Annotated in this window: 15 protein-coding genes; 10 read left to right on the plus strand and 5 right to left on the minus strand. The window is 69.1% G+C overall.

The genetic code is table 11. From position 1 onward, the window contains the following. The first annotated feature begins 16 nt into the window (after positions 1-16). Genes VPH46_RS11300 through tatC form a run of 5 tightly spaced genes read left to right on the plus strand, consistent with a single transcriptional unit; the run spans position 17 to position 2,887 of the window. Positions 17-745, plus strand: coding sequence for a segregation and condensation protein A (locus VPH46_RS11300; RefSeq protein WP_416611296.1), 729 nt, complete (start codon positions 17-19; stop codon positions 743-745). Continuing rightward, positions 742-1,320, plus strand: a complete 579-nt coding sequence (gene scpB / locus VPH46_RS11305; protein ID WP_416611298.1) for an SMC-Scp complex subunit ScpB — start codon at positions 742-744, stop codon at positions 1,318-1,320. The genes VPH46_RS11300 and scpB overlap by 4 nt, the downstream gene beginning before the upstream one ends. A gap of 30 nt (positions 1,321-1,350) precedes the next feature. Next, on the plus strand, positions 1,351-1,644 hold the full coding sequence (locus VPH46_RS11310; RefSeq protein ID WP_416611300.1) for a twin-arginine translocase TatA/TatE family subunit: 294 nt from the start codon (positions 1,351-1,353) through the stop codon (positions 1,642-1,644). A 53-nt stretch (positions 1,645-1,697) separates the two neighbouring features. After that, a complete protein-coding gene (tatB, locus tag VPH46_RS11315; RefSeq protein WP_416611302.1) occupies positions 1,698-2,114 on the plus strand; it encodes a Sec-independent protein translocase protein TatB in 417 nt (138 codons plus the stop codon). After that, on the plus strand, positions 2,111-2,887 hold the full coding sequence (gene tatC, locus VPH46_RS11320; RefSeq protein WP_125961436.1) for a twin-arginine translocase subunit TatC: 777 nt from the start codon (positions 2,111-2,113) through the stop codon (positions 2,885-2,887). The genes tatB and tatC overlap by 4 nt, the downstream gene beginning before the upstream one ends. A 257-nt stretch (positions 2,888-3,144) precedes the next feature. On the opposite strand, the gene VPH46_RS11325 is transcribed toward tatC, so the two are convergent. The 5 genes from VPH46_RS11325 to VPH46_RS11345 form a co-directional block, all read right to left on the minus strand. Next, a complete protein-coding gene (locus tag VPH46_RS11325) occupies positions 3,145-4,467 on the minus strand; it encodes a serine hydrolase (RefSeq protein WP_416611305.1) in 1,323 nt (440 codons plus the stop codon). Positions 4,468-4,501: 34 nt separating this feature from the next. Continuing rightward, positions 4,502-5,644, minus strand: coding sequence for a hypothetical protein (locus tag VPH46_RS11330; protein WP_416611307.1), 1,143 nt, complete (start codon positions 5,642-5,644; stop codon positions 4,502-4,504). 104 nt (positions 5,645-5,748) lie between these two features. Beyond that, a complete protein-coding gene (gene parE, locus VPH46_RS11335; protein ID WP_416611309.1) occupies positions 5,749-7,731 on the minus strand; it encodes a DNA topoisomerase IV subunit B in 1,983 nt (660 codons plus the stop codon). A 51-nt stretch (positions 7,732-7,782) separates the two neighbouring features. Further along, positions 7,783-8,787, minus strand: a complete 1,005-nt coding sequence (locus VPH46_RS11340; RefSeq protein WP_416611311.1) for an alpha/beta fold hydrolase — start codon at positions 8,785-8,787, stop codon at positions 7,783-7,785. Between the two features lie 79 nt (positions 8,788-8,866). Beyond that, a complete protein-coding gene (locus tag VPH46_RS11345) occupies positions 8,867-9,583 on the minus strand; it encodes a GcrA family cell cycle regulator (RefSeq protein WP_416611313.1) in 717 nt (238 codons plus the stop codon). A 68-nt stretch (positions 9,584-9,651) separates the two neighbouring features. Here VPH46_RS11345 and VPH46_RS11350 point away from each other — a divergent pair, with 68 nt between their 5' ends. The 5 genes from VPH46_RS11350 (at position 9,652) to VPH46_RS11370 (ending at position 14,557) form a co-directional block, all read left to right on the plus strand. Next, the gene (locus tag VPH46_RS11350; RefSeq protein WP_317894335.1) at positions 9,652-10,494 is read left to right on the plus strand and encodes an ABC transporter permease; all 843 of its coding nucleotides are present in this window, start codon (positions 9,652-9,654) and stop codon (positions 10,492-10,494) included. A gap of 129 nt (positions 10,495-10,623) precedes the next feature. Next, positions 10,624-11,814 (plus strand): aspartate aminotransferase family protein, encoded by a 1,191-nt coding sequence (locus tag VPH46_RS11355; protein ID WP_416611315.1) that lies wholly within the window; start codon positions 10,624-10,626, stop codon positions 11,812-11,814. Positions 11,815-11,904: 90 nt separating this feature from the next. Then, entirely contained in the window at positions 11,905-12,831 is a 927-nt protein-coding gene (argF, locus tag VPH46_RS11360; RefSeq protein ID WP_416611317.1) for an ornithine carbamoyltransferase, read from the plus strand. 312 nt (positions 12,832-13,143) lie between these two features. Then, positions 13,144-14,055 (plus strand): Hsp33 family molecular chaperone HslO, encoded by a 912-nt coding sequence (locus VPH46_RS11365; protein WP_416611319.1) that lies wholly within the window; start codon positions 13,144-13,146, stop codon positions 14,053-14,055. A gap of 148 nt (positions 14,056-14,203) precedes the next feature. Continuing rightward, the gene (locus VPH46_RS11370) at positions 14,204-14,557 is read left to right on the plus strand and encodes a DUF3617 domain-containing protein (RefSeq protein WP_416611321.1); all 354 of its coding nucleotides are present in this window, start codon (positions 14,204-14,206) and stop codon (positions 14,555-14,557) included. The last annotated feature ends 131 nt before the right edge of the window (positions 14,558-14,688 follow it).

The raw sequence follows: 14,688 nt of genomic DNA on the forward strand, positions 1-14,688 counted from the left end.
CCTGTCTAACACCCTCATGGAAACGGTCGACACGCTGACGGTGGAGGTGGAGGGCTGGGAAGGGCCGCTCGACCTGCTGCTGGCGCTCGCCCGCACGCAAAAGGTCGACCTGCGCGAAATCTCGATCCTGAAGCTGGTCGAACAATATCTCGCCTATGTCGAGCAGGCCCGGGCGCTGAAGCTGGAGCTCGCCGCCGACTATCTCGTCATGGCCGCCTGGCTTGCCTTCCTCAAATCCGCGCTGCTGTTGCCGCGCGACCCGGAGGCGCAGCCAGACCCGGAGGAACTGGCGCTCCGCCTGCAACTCCGTCTCGAGCGGCTGAACGCGATGCGCGAGGCCGGCGCCCGCCTGCTCGCCCGCGACCGCATCGGCCGCGACGTCTTCCCCCGCGGCGCTCCCGAAGGGCTGCGCGTCCTGCGCCAGACGATCTGGCAGGCGGAGATCTACGACCTGGTCGCCGCCTATGGCCGGGTGAGCGCGCGCACCCGCCCGGTGCTCCACATCGTCCAGCATCGCCCGGTGATGACGCTGGAGACCGCGATCGAGCGGGTGTCGGCGATGCTCGGCACTCATCTCGACTGGACGGTGCTGGAGCGCTTCCTGCCCGAGGATGCCGACGCCGCCTTCCGCCGCTCGGCGCTCGCCTCCAGCTTCCTCGCGGCGCTGGAGCTCGCGCGGCAGGGGAAGGTCGAGCTCGACCAGAGCGCCCCGTTCGCGCCGCTCCGCATCCGGGCAATCCGGTGAGCACCGCGCCCGACGAACTGGTGCGCGCGGTGGAGGCGGTGCTGTTCGCGGCCGACTCGCCGATGAGCGTCGCCGCGATCCGCGCCTATGTGGGCGAGGGGGCGGACGTGCCGCGTGCGCTCGACCAACTCGTCGCCGACTACGCCGGCCGCGGGATCGCCCCCGTGCGCCGCGGCGATCGCTGGCATTTCGAGACCGCGCCCGATCTCGCCCGCTTCCTGCGCCGCGATCGCGAGGAGCCGCGCCGCCTGTCGCGCGCCGGCATCGAGACGCTTGCGATCATCGCCTATCACGAGCCGGTCACCCGCGCCGAGATCGAGGCGATTCGCGGCGTGCAGGTGGCGAAGGGCACCCTCGACGTGCTGATGGAGGCCGGCTGGGTGCGTCCCGCCGGCCGTCGCGAGGTGCCGGGCCGGCCGCTCACCTACGCCACCACGCCCGAATTCCTGACCCACTTCGGCCTTCGCACGCGCCGCGATCTGCCGGGAATGGACGACTTGCGCGCCGCGGGCCTGCTCGACCCGATCGACGTTGCCCTTGCGGGCGAGCTAGAAAGCGGCGACGAGAGCGACTAAGTGGGCGCCAACGCGTAATGGAGAGTGACAATGGGCGGTCTTAGCATCTGGCATTGGCTGATCGTCGGGATCATCGTGCTCCTGCTGTTCGGCAAGGGCCGCTTTTCCGACATGATGGGCGACGTCGCCAAGGGACTGAAGAGCTTCAAGAAGGGCATGGCCGAGGAGGACGACGATCTGCCGCCCGCCCGCCCGACCCGTCTGGAGCAGCGCGCCGACGCCAACCGCGGCTATGATGCCGAGGTTGCGCCCCCGCGTGAGCCGGTTCGCGATCCGGTAGTCGATCCGGTGCGCGACGCCGACCGCACCCGCGACGACCGCTGATCCTGATCTTCACGGGCGCGCCCGGCGCGCCCCTCGACGCGAACGGGCGCTGAATGTTCGATATCGCTCCGACCGAGCTGATGCTGGTGGCCGTGGTTGCGCTGCTGGTGATCGGCCCGAAGGACCTGCCAAAGGCAATGCGCTTCGTCGGCCACTGGGTCGGCAAGGCACGCGGCGTCGCGCGCCAGTTCCGCTCCGGCTTCGACGCCATGGTGCGCGAGGCGGAACTGGCCGAGATGGAAAAGAAGTGGGCGGAGGAAAACGCCCGCATCCTGCGCGAGCATCCCGCGCTCCCGGCTGCGGACACCGCCAGCCCCGCCGCTCCTGAAACGGGTGCAGCGGACACGGCGCCGTTCCCCACCGACGCGCAGGACGCGCCGGTCATGGTCGAAAAACCGCATGTAGAGCCCGCGGGCGAGGACGATCGCCCGGCCCAGCCGCCGGCGCTGGATGGAAAGGCGCCGTCGTGAGGGACATCGACGACAGCCAGGCACCGCTGCTCGACCATCTGATCGAGCTTCGCCAGCGCCTCATCTACTCGCTGATCGCGATCGCGATCGCGTTCGGCGCCTGCTTCTATTTCTCCGAACAGATCTTTGCGTTCCTGGTCCAGCCGCTGCTGGCGGCCGGGCAGAAGCGGATCATCTTCACCCAGATCTTCGAAGGCTTCTTCGTCCAGGTGAAGGTCGCCTTCTTCGCGGCGATGATGCTGTCCTTCCCGGTGATCGCAAACCAGCTGTGGCAGTTCGTCGCCCCCGGCCTCTACCGGTCGGAAAAGAAGGCGCTGTTCCCCTTCCTGCTCGCGACGCCCGTCCTGTTCCTGATGGGCGCGGCGCTCGCCTATTATGTCACCATCCCGGTCGCCCTGCACTTCCTGCTCGGCTACCAGGGCAATCTGGGCGGCGTGCAGCAGGAGGCGCTGCCCTCGGTCGCCAACTACCTGTCGTTCGTGATGCAGTTCCTGTTCGCGTTTGGCTTGGCCTTCCTGTTGCCCGTGCTGCTGATGCTGCTGGAGCTCGCCGGCATCGTCACTCGCGCGCAGCTGGTGAGCGCGCGCCGCTATGCGATCGTCGCCGCCTTCGCGCTCTCGGCGGTGCTGACGCCGCCGGACGTCTGGTCGCAGATGCTGCTCGCGATCCCCTTGGTGCTGCTCTACGAGGTCGCGCTGATCGGCATCTGGTTCACCGAGCGCAAGCGCGCCCGCAACGCTCCGCCCGAGGAAGAGGACGAGGCAAAGGCCTGAGCCGGGGCGGCGTTCCACACACCTCCTGTACCCCGGCGAAGGCCGGGGCCCAGTTGGGGGACGCATGAGAGGCGAGCAGTCCCTCGCCGCGGGTTTATCTCAGGTGAGGGTGCTAAGCTCGAGACCGTATCCCTGCGAAAGCAGGGATCCAGGGCCAAGCAGAGCAACGGCCGATAGCGTTCGGAATCCTGGGCTCCTGCCTTCGCAGGAGCACTGGAATAGCCGTACGAGTCCGCCAAGACCCTGCGGTCTGACGCTTACGGCGCAGCCAGCGCCGCCGCCTTGTTGATCAACCCGACGAACCGCGCCTCGTCGACTGCGGTCTGCGGGTTGTTCCAGCTCCCGGCCATGGCAACCCAGCCGCCCGACTTCGCGCGCATCAGCAGCGTCATGTTGATGACCCCAGGCTCCGATCCGCCCTTGTAGCCCACCCAGTCCCAGCGGGCGGCGTTCGCCGGCGCGATGCCGGGGTTCTTTGACAGCACCGCGCGCGCCTCCGCTCCCGCCGGCCCTTCGGTACTGCGCCGCAGCCAGTCCATCACCCGCAGCAGGTCGTCGGCCGAGGCGAACCACTCGACCGTCGCGATCCGGATCGGCTTGCCATCCTGGAACAGCGAGGCGGGGATCGCCGCCACCGGTGCTTGCGCGACCGCTCCGTCCAGCAGCGTCCGGCGGCCGGCGACATCCGCCGCCTCCCATTGCCGCCCGAGCGCACCGCCCTCAACGCCCTTGAGCTTGAACGCCTCCAGGGTCCCCAGGAACGGCGTGTTGCGCCCGCGCGCATCGCGGATGCCGATCACCGGCAGCATCGCCTCCACCTTGTCGCGCCCCAGCGCGCGCAGCAGGATGTCGGTGGCGGAATTGTCGCTGACGGAGATCATCTGCGTCGCCAGTTCGCGCAGCGACACCCGCGTCCCCGCAGCCTTGCCCGTGTAGCCTCCGGCCGGAAGCGGGCTGCCATCCAGCGTTACGACGTCGTCCCACCGCCGCTCGCCCGCAGCGGTCGCTCGCACCAGCTCCGCCAGGATCACCAGCTTGAAGGTCGATCCGATCGCAAGCGGCGTGGCAGGATCGTGCGCCGCCAGGCGCACGGGGCCGCCATCCTCCAGCCGCGCGAGCGCAAAGCCGGTGGCACCCGGCAGGGCACGGATCGCCTCCACCACCGCCTGGATGCTCGCCTCCGGCGCCTCGCGCGGTTCGCTGCCGGTGATGCGGAGGCCGGTCACCAGGTGCGGCGCGGCGGGATCGACCACGATCTGCCCGAGCGCCGTTCCGCGCTCGAAGCCGAGGCGGAAGTCGGCGACATGGGGCGTGCGCGCCACCAGTGCTTCGAGCCGGGTGGGCTTGCCGAGGCCCGCCGTCAGCTGGTCGCGTACCTGCCGGAATGCCGCTTCCGGGATCGCTGCGCGGAAGCTCGGCGCGAAATAGCGGTCATAGGGGATGCTTCCCGCGATCGCCGCCGCCAGCGCCTCGGCCCGCTGCCGCAACTCCGGCGATGCGGTCACCGCCTGCGCCTCAGGGGCAGGAGCGGGCGCTTCCTGCGCGGCGAGCGACGTGCCCGTCGCAAGCGCGACTCCCAACGCAGCGGCCCGAAAAGGGCAAAGCGGCACCCGCTCAGCTCGCCCGCTGCGGGTTCATGCCCGGTGGCGGTGCGTCCATCGTCAGGTCGAGCACCTCCACGCGCGGCAGCCCGGTCGGCTGGGGGATGCGCGACCCGAGTTTCGTCGCCAGGCGAGAGGTGATGGTGTAGCGTTCCACCCGCAGGAGCCCCGGATCGCCCGGCGGGAGCGCCAGCGGCACATAGCGGCGGGACGCCAGCGATTCGAGCACGCGCTTGTTCCAGCCACCGCTGTAATGCTCGCTCTGCCGCAGCAGCGCTGCGTCGCGGGTGCGGCCGTCCGGACCGATCCAGAAAGCGACGTCGATCCACTGGTCCTCATAGCTCTGGAGCGGTGGATCGTCCCACTTGCCGGCGCCGAGCTTGACCGGCTCGCTGTAGAGCAGGCGCGGCGTGCTGGCCGGTTCCGCCTGCACTCGGGCGATCAGCGCATCGACCGCGTCCGGCGCTCCCTCGGCCATCGCCAGCCGGGTCTCCAGCACCTGTGTCGCCAGTCGGAAGCCGGTCGCATCGGACGCCGAGGAGGTCTTCAGCTGCCGGAGCGCGGCACGGGCTTCCGGGCGAAACCGCTCGCTGAGCTGCGCAAGGGAGACCTTGAGCGAAGCGGTACGCAGCAGCGCGAAGTTCCGGATCGTCGGCTGCCCGGCTGCCGCCGCGTCCTCGGCAATGGCCTTGTACTCGCGTTCCGCCCCACGGATGTTGCCCAGTTCGGAAAGTCCGTCGGCCAGCTCGATGCGGCCATAGAGCGTCTGCGGATCGGTCTCCGAGAGCCCTGCGCGCAGGGAGGCGAGCATGCCCCGCATGGCGGCCTTCATCCCGTCGCCGTCCCCCAGGTGGGCGTGGATCCGCGCGTCGGCGCGATAGAGCACGGCCACGTCCACGGGATTGGTCTTCGCAAACCCGCGGTTTCGCCGGATCGCCTCCGTGATCGTCCGCCGTGCGTCGCGATACGCCCCCGCCACGAACTGATTTTCGACATGGGAGAGCGAGGCGGCGACGTCCTCGGCGGGAGGGCAGTGCCGCGCGATGCACGCGGCCAGCCTTTGTTCCGTCTGCTCCAGCCGGACGGCGGTGACGACGACCTCGCCTCCCGCGCTCTCCGGCGCCTCCTGGGCCGCTGCCGCCGAAGCCAGCAGCATGGAAAGGGACACGCCAAGTGCAGTTCGCAGCATCGCCAAGACCTCGCCATCGGGAGTTCCGATGGCGAGGCTATCAAGCGGTGACGTCGTCTGTCACGCGCTTTTCAGGCGTCGATGACTTCTTCGTCCAGTCTTGCCGCATTCTCCTGGATGAAGGCGAAGCGGTGGGCAGGATTATTGCCCATCAGCCGGTCGACCAGGTCCTTCACGCCAGCCCGCTCCTCATATTCCTGGGGCAGGGTGATGCGGATCATCGAGCGCGTCTTGGGATCCATGGTGGTCTCGCGCAGCTGCATCGGGTTCATCTCGCCCAGGCCCTTGAAGCGCGCGACCTCGACCTTCTTGCCCTTGAACGCGGTGCGCTCCAGCTCGGCGCGGTGCGCGTCGTCGCGGGCGTAGAGGCTCTTGGCTCCCACCGTCAGGCGATAGAGCGGCGGCTGCGCCAGGTAGAGGTGCCCGCGTCGCACCAGGTCCGGCATCTCCTGGAAGAAGAAGGTCATCAACAGCGTCGCGATATGCGCGCCGTCGACGTCCGCGTCCGTCATGATGACGATGCGCTCGTAGCGCAGGTGGCTGGGGTCGCAGTCCTTGCGCGTGCCGCAACCCATGGCGAGGATCAGGTCGGCGATCTCCTGGTTCGCCAGGATCTTGGCACTGGTGGCGCTGGCTACGTTCAGGATCTTGCCGCGGATCGGCAGGATCGCTTGCGTCTTGCGGTCGCGCGCCTGCTTGGCGCTGCCACCGGCCGAGTCGCCCTCGACGATGAACAGCTCGGTGCCGGCAGGATCGTCGGCGGCGCAGTCGGTGAGCTTGCCGGGCAGGCGCAGCTTGCGGGCCGAGGTCGCCGTCTTGCGCTTGACCTCGCGCTCCTGCTTGCGGCGCAGACGCTCGTCCATCCGCTCCAGCACATAGCCGAGCAGCGCCCGGCCGCGCTCCATGTTGTCGGAAAGATAGTGATCGAAATGGTCGCGCACCGCCTTTTCGACCAGCGCGGTGGCATCCGGAGAGGTGAGCCGGTCCTTGGTCTGGCTCTGGAACTGCGGGTCGCGGATGAACACCGACAGCATCACCTCGGACCCGGTGAGCACGTCGTCGGGGGTCAGGTCCTTGGCCTTTTTCTGCCCCACCAGCTCGCCGAAGCCGCGCAGGCCACGCACCAGCGCCTGGCGCAGGCCCTGCTCGTGGGTGCCGCCGTCCGGCGTCGGAATGGTGTTGCAGTACCAGCTGTAGCTGCCGTCGCTCCACAGCGGCCAGGCGACCGCCCATTCGACACGGCCCTGCGCGTCTGGGAACTCCTGCGCGCCGGCGAAGAAGTCGGACGTCGCGCACTCACGCGCGCCCACCTGCTCGCGGAGGTGATCGGCGAGACCGCCGGGGAACTGGAACACGGCCTCGGCCGGCGTGTCGTCGGAGATCAGCGACGGCGCACAGCGCCAGCGGATCTCGACGCCTGCGAACAGATACGCCTTGGAGCGGACCAGCTTGTGCAGCCGCGCCGGCTTGAACAGCATGTCGCCAAAGATCTCGGTGTCCGGCGTGAAGGCCACCGACGTGCCGCGCCGGTTGGGCGCCGCACCGACCCTTTCGAGCGGGCCGAGCGTCTGTCCGCGCGCGAAGCGCTGGCGATAGAGCTGCCGGTCGCGCGCGACCTCCACCACCGTATCGGTCGACAGCGCGTTGACCACGCTGATGCCCACGCCGTGCAGGCCGCCCGACGTCGCATAGGCCTTGCCCGTGAACTTGCCGCCCGAATGCAGCGTCGAGAGGATCACCTCCAGCGCCGACTTGTCGGGGAAGCGTGGGTGCGGATCCACCGGGATGCCGCGGCCGTTGTCGACGATGGTCAGGCGATTGCCTTCCTCCAGCGTCACCTCGATGCGGTTGGCATGGCCGGCGACCGCCTCGTCCATCGCATTGTCGAGCACTTCGGCCGCAAGATGGTGCAGCGCGCGCTCGTCGGTGCCGCCGATGTACATGCCGGGGCGGCGGCGAACCGGCTCCAGCCCCTCGAGCACCTCGATCGACGAGGCGTCGTAGCTGTTGCTGGCGGTGGTGGAGGAGGGCGACGCGAACAGGTCTTCTGCCATGGAACAGCTATAGTACGCGGGCGACCCCAGCGCAAAGCGCGCCGGCCAGGTTCAGTGCCGGATCGCGTGGGCGAGGGCGAGGTGGAAGCTCTTGGGGTCCTCGACCATCGGCGAATGGCCAAGCGCCGGCAGCCGCACCAGCCGCGCGTTGGGGAAGGCCTTCACCGCCGTCTCCGCCGCCTGCGGCACGGTACGCACCTTCGCCCGCACCGCCTCGGGCGCGGTGTTGGCGCGGAACGCGGTCTTGTCGAGCTGGCCGATGAGGAGGGTGACGGGCACTGCCACGCGCGACAACTCGGCCGCGACGGGCTGCGTCTCGATCATGTCGGAAAGCCGCGCCTGGGCTTCGCGCACCGTGTCGCCCTCGGCGCTCGCATATTGCCCGGCGAGCATCGCCACCCAGCGGTCATAGGCCGGACGCCACTGGCCATGGTAATAGTTGCGCAGCTGATAGGCCTTGATCGAGCCCGCGTCGGTCTTCGCCTCCTCGGCGCGCAGGCCGTCGAGCGGCGTATAGGGCACGCCCTCCGCCAGCGTGTCGTTCAGGCCCAGCGGATTGACCAGCACCAGCTGCGACAGCCGCTTGGGGTAGAGCAGGGCGAAGCGGGTCGCGAGCACGCCACCCGTCGAATGGCCGACCAGCACGACCCGCCCGGCACCCGCCCGGTCGAGCAGCGCCGACGTCAGGCTCGCCAGCGCGTGGAAGCTGTACTGGAAGCCCGCCGGCTTGGATGACTTGCAGAAGCCGATCTGGTCGGGCGCGATCACGCGATAGCCGCGTGCGGCGAGGTCTCCGATCGTCTCGCCCCAGGTGGCCGCGCAGAAGTTCTTGCCGTGGAGCAGCACGACGGTGGTGCCGTTCGCGGCCGCAGTCGGGGCCACGTCCAGATAGGCCATGCGCACCGCCTCGCCCTGCGCGCGCGTTTCGAACCACCGGACCGGATAGGGATAGTCGAACCGCTCCAGGTTCGCGCCGAAATCGGGTTTCGACTGGGCAAGGGCCGGGAACGGCGCTCCTGCCAGCGCCAGCGCAATCATCCAACCCGCAGTCTGCATCCTTGCCTCCTCGCCGCCCCGTCAAAAAGCGATCGCCCCGGAACCGGGTTCCAGGGCGATCGGTGTTTCGTGCTCTGCCTCAGCGGACGCGCGGGCCGCCATAGGGCAGCGGCGGCGGCGGGCGCCGGTCGCGGCGGGGCAGCTGCGCCTGATAGGCGTGGCCGCAATGCTCGACGCAGTACGGGAAGCCCGGATTCACCTTGTCGCCGCAGAAGTGGAAGTCCGGCTCGCCCGGGTGGCCGATCGGCCACTTGCAGATGCGGTCGTTGAGGTCGAGCAGCGTGGTCTTGCCGGCGATCGCCTCGCTCGGGCGGGCGGGCACCAGGCGGCGCGGCGGGGCGGGCGTGATCGGCGCGCTGTTCTCGCCGGGGTTCTGGCGCAGGAAGCCACCGGGGCCGACCGAACGCAGAGTCGGCTGGGGCCGCGACTCGGCGGCCGGTGCGGTGTCGTCCTCTTCGGCCGGTTCCGGCGCGGCAGCGCGCACCGGCTCGGGCGCGCGTACCGGCGCCGGCTTAACGGGTTCTGGAGCAGGCGGGGGCGACGCTTCGACTCGCTTGGGTGCCGGCGGCTCGACCGGCACGGCCACGGGCGCGGCCGGGGCTGCTGCGGCGGCCTTCTTGGCCTCCGGATCATTGGCGCGAACGGGCGAAGGACGCGACTGCAGCCCCAGCCGGTGGGCCTTGCCGATCACCGCATTGCGGCTGATCCCGCCCAGCTCTTCCGCGATCTGGCTCGCCGTCTGCCCGGCTTCCCACATCTTGGTCAGCGTGGCGATGCGTTCCTCGGTCCAACTCATTCGTCGTCGTTCCCCACTCGGTTCCGGTGCGGGTTGCGGCCCGCGACGCCAGCGACTAGGCGGCACCCATGGCCGATCAGCCCCTCGCATCCGAAAACAGGATTTCCGACCCCGGTGTTCCGGTCATCCGGAACGTCAACTGGGGCGGCTTGCGTGCGCTCTATATCAAGGAGGTGCGCCGTTTCTTCAAGGTGCAGCTCCAGACGATCTGGGCACCTGCCGTGCAAACCCTCCTGTACCTCGTGGTGTTCACCACCGCGCTCGGGGCACGCGGGGCGGTTCCGGTCGGCGGCGGCACCGTCGCCTTTGCCGATTTCCTCGCGCCCGGCCTGATCGTCATGGGCATGCTCACCAACGCCTATGCCAACGCCAGCTTCTCGCTGCTGGTGGGCAAGATGCAGGGCACGATCGTCGATTACCTGATGCCGCCGCTCTCGACCGGCGAGCTGCTGGCGGCGCTGACCGGCGGCGCCGTCACGCGCGCGTTCCTGGTGGGCGGCGCGGTGTGGCTGGCGATGGCGTTGTGGCCGGGCGTGCACGTGACGCCGCAGCACCTCTGGGCCATCCTGTGGTTCGGCTTCCTGGGCTCGGTGTTCCTGGCGCTGGTGGGCGTGCTCACCTCGATCTGGGCGGAGAAGTTCGACCATGCCGCCGCGGTCCAGAACTTCGTGGTGGGCCCGCTCACGCTCCTGTCCGGCACCTTCTACTCGGTCGAGCGCCTGTCGCCGACCTTCCAGGCGATCAGCCACGCCAACCCCTTCTTCTACATCATCTCGGGCTTCCGCTACGGCTTCATCGGCACCGCCGACTCGCCCGTGCTGCTCGGGAGCCTGGTGATCCTGGGCGTCGACGTGCTGCTCGGCATCATCGCCTATCGGCTGCTCGCAACCGGCTGGAAGACCAAGAGCTGAGGCCGCTGCACCAGCCTTGGTGTTGACCGGCTTTGCCGGTCGCGCGTAAAGCAACGGGAGGGCGGCCTGGCTGGGCCGCCCTTTCGCGTTTCTGGAGCTTTTTCCACCTAGCCTGAAGGAGGCCGTTCGATGTCGATCACCGCGCTCATGCCCGTTTACCCACGGTGCGGCGTGCGCCCGGTGCGAGGCGAGGGCTGCTACCTCTTCAACGAGGACGGCACGCGCTATCTCGACTTCGCCGCCGGCATCGCGGTGAACGCGCTCGGCCACGGCCACCCGCATCTGGTGAAGGCGATCGCCGACCAGGCCGCGACCCTGATGCACGTCTCCAACCTCTACGGCAGCCCGCAGGGGGAGGCGCTGGCGCAGCGCATCGTCGACAACAGCTTTGCCGACACGGTGTTCTTCACCAACTCGGGTGCCGAGGCCGTGGAGTGCGCGATCAAGACCGCGCGCCGCTATCACTACGCCAACGGCAATCCGGAGCGGCACAAGCTCATCACCTTCCAGAACGCCTTCCACGGGCGCACGCTCGGCGCGATCTCCGCGACCGATCAGCCCAAGATGCGCGACGGGTTCGAGCCGCTCTTGCCCGGCTTCGACTATGTGCCGTTCAACGATCTGGAAGGCGCGCTCGCCAAGATCGATGACGAGACCGCCGGCTTCCTGGTGGAGACCGTCCAGGGCGAGGGCGGGCTGATGGCCGCCACCCCCGAGTTCCTCCAGGGCCTGCGCAAGGCATGCGACGAACACGGCCTGCTGCTGGTTCTGGACGAGGTGCAGTGCGGCTATGGTCGGACCGGCACCTTCTTCGCGCACGAGCAATATGGCGTCACGCCCGACATTATGTCGGTGGCCAAGGGCATCGGCGGCGGCTTCCCGCTCGGCGCCTGCCTCGCGACCGAGGAAGCGGCCAAGGGCATGGTCTATGGCACCCACGGCTCGACCTATGGCGGCAATCCGCTCGCCATGGCGGCGGGCCAGGCGGTGCTCGACGTGATGCTGGAGCCGGGCTTCCTCGATCATGTGAAGCAGATGGGTGAGCGCCTGCGCTCGGCGCTCGAGCAGATGATCCCCAACCACGACCATCTGTTCGAGGAGGTGCGCGGCAAGGGGCTGATGCTCGGCATCAAGCTCAAGGCCGACGCCCGCGAGTTCGTGGCGCACCTGCGCGACAACCACCAGCTGCTGACGGTCTCGGCCGGCGGCAACGTGGTGCGCGTGCTGCCGCCGCTGGTGATCGACGAGCGCCACATCGCCGAGGCGGTGGAAAAGCTCTCCGCCGGCGCGCGCACCTTCGTGCCGCTCGCCGACGATTGACCCTCGCCACCTGACATCGACCGGCCCGTCCTGGCCGTCCGCCCTCGCGAACGGGGCGGCCGGTCCGGCGGGGAGCCAAGGGCCTTTGCCATGACCCAGACCCGTCACTTCCTCGATCTCTCCTCCGCCGGCGCCGACGGCGTCGCCGCGATGCTCGCCGACGCGCTCGATCGCAAGCAGGCCCGTGCCGGCTTTCCCAAGGGGCGCCCCGACGCCGACGCACCGCTCGCCGGCCACACGCTGGCGATGGTGTTCGAGAAATCCTCCACCCGCACCCGCGTGTCGTTCGACATGGCGATGCGCCAGCTGGGCGGCACCGCGGTGATCCTGGACAGCGGCACCAGCCAGCTCGGCCGCGGCGAGACGGTCGCCGACACCGCGCGCGTGCTGTCGGGCTATTGCGACGCCATCATGGTGCGCACCGACGACCATGCGAAGCTGGAGGAGATGGCGGCCTATGCCACCGTCCCCGTCATCAATGGCCTCACCGACAATTCGCACCCCTGCCAGATCATGGCGGACCTGCTGACCGTCATCGAGGCGGGCCTGGCGCTGCCGGGCAGCAAATGGGCGTGGCTGGGCGACGGCAACAACGTGCTCCACTCGATCATCGAGGCGGGCGCGCTGATGCACTTCGACGTGGTCGCCGCCTGCCCGGAGGGCTTCGACCCCGCGCCGCACGTGCTGGAGGCGGCGGGCGCCCGTGCGCGGGTCTGCCGTGATCCGCTGGAGGCGGTAGCCGGCGCGGACGTGATCGTCACCGACACCTGGATCTCGATGGGCCAGGCCCATGCCGATGCGAAGCTCGCGGCGATGGCACCGTTCCAGGTGACCAAGGCGCTGATGGCCGCGGCGAAGCCGGATGCGAAGTTCCTCCACTGCCTGCCCGCCCACCGCGGGGAAGAAGTGGTGCCGGAGGTGATCGACGGCCCGCAATCGCTGATCTGGCCGGAGGCGGCGAACCGCCTCCACGCGCAGAAGTCGGTCCTGCGCTGGTGCTTCGGCCAGGTCGGCTAGACCGGCAGAAGCGTCCGGCGCCACGGACGCCCTGTCGTCCCCGTGTCCGTTTGCCTCGAGTAGCCGTCGAGCTTGTCGAGACGGCGTATCGAGAGGTCGGGCCTTGCGGCTCTCTCGACACGGGCTCTCGACAAGCTCGATCCCTACTCGAGATGAACGGATAGGAGGTTCATTGCCGAACGCGCGCGGCTTCCTATCTCTATTCCACACCACCGAGCGCCGTTCGCCCCCGCAGGGGCCGCTCTTCTTCTCCCATGCGGGCGGAAGGGGAAGGGCAGGGCTCGGACAGGCTCAGCCCGAACGGTAGACACCATGCAGGAACCCACCGCCACCGATCTCGACCGCGCGATCGGCTTCACCATTCCCGACCGCGACGCACGCGGTCGCATCACTCGGCTCGGCCCGGTGCTCGATTCGATCCTGTCGGCGCACGCCTATCCGCCGGCGATCGAGACGCTGCTGGCCGAGGCGCTGGCGCTCACCGCATTGCTCGGCTCGACGCTGAAGGGCGAGGAGGGGCAGCTCACGCTCCAGGCGCAGACCCAGAACGGCGTCGTTCGGCTGATGGTCTGCGACTTCAAGGCCGGCGAGCTGCGCGGCTATGTGGACTATGACGCCGAGCGTCTGGCGGCGCTGCCGGAGGCGCCGTCGCTGTTCGCGCTGTTCGGCAACGGCTATCTCGCGATCACCTTCGACCAGGCGGTGACCGGCGAGCGCTACCAGGGCATCGTGCCGCTGGACGGCGAGTCCCTGGCGGACGCGGCGCAGAGCTACTTCCTCCAGTCGGAGCAGATCCCGAGCCTGGTTCGTCTGGGCGTCGGCCGCGACGCAGCCGGCCGGCCGGTCGCGGGCGGGCTGTTCCTGCAACACCTGCCCGATGGCGAGGAGGGACGCGATCGTATCCACACCCGCCTCGATCATCCGCAGTGGCAGCATGTCGACGCACTCGGCGCCACCATGGGTGCGGACGAGCTCACGGATGCGGCGCTTCCGCTCGAGACGTTGGTCTGGCGCCTGTTCAACGAGGAGCGCGAGGTGCTGGTGCAGGGAAGCACGGCGATGAGCCGCGGCTGCCGCTGCGACGTGACCTACATCCAGCAGGTGCTGTCGCGCTTCCCGGAGGAGGAGCGGCGCGAGATGGCCGACGAGAACGGCCTGATCACCGTCGACTGCGCCTTTTGCGCCACCAAGTTCCCGGTGCCGTTCGAGACGGCACTCTCCTGACGTTGCATCCCCGGCAGGCAGCCCCCACATGCGCGGCGGGGGCTGCCGCGCTGCGGCAAACGGAAGGTGAGACATGAGGGGTGGGGGCGCAGGTCGCGCCATTCTGGCCGCAGTTGCGGCGATACTCGGTGCGGCGTCTGCCGTAGCGGTGGTTCCGGGCTCCGGACTAAAGGCAACAGCGTCGATCGAGCCGGGCCTGTGGCAGGTCCGCGAACGCGGTGCGAAGGCGGGGGGACGCAATCTGTGCGTCCGCGATGTCGGGGCGCTGGTTCAGCTCCGTCATGCCGGCGTGCAGTGCTCGCGCTTCGTCATCGAAGATGCCGGAAATCGCGCGACGGTACACTATACCTGTCCCGGATCAGGACATGGACGCACCACCATCACGGTCAATACCTCGCACGCGCTGACGGTCGAGACGCAGGGCATCGCCGAAGGCTTGCCGTTCCAGGAGGAATACTGGGTCCGGCGTCTCGGCAGCTGTTCGGCCGGCCGCAGCCGTTAAGGCTGGGTTTATGCAGGCCGTTCTACGAAGCGAATAGCCGGATTTCGGCGCATGTTCCCCTAACAACATGATCCTCGGGCCGCTCTTCAGCGGCCCGTTCTTTGCCGGTCCCGCGCTTCGCGGTCGACCGC

It is taken from the genome of Sphingomonas sp. MJ1 (PH-R8) (assembly GCF_048058635.1).
Classification (GTDB): Bacteria; Pseudomonadota; Alphaproteobacteria; order Sphingomonadales; family Sphingomonadaceae; genus Sphingomonas.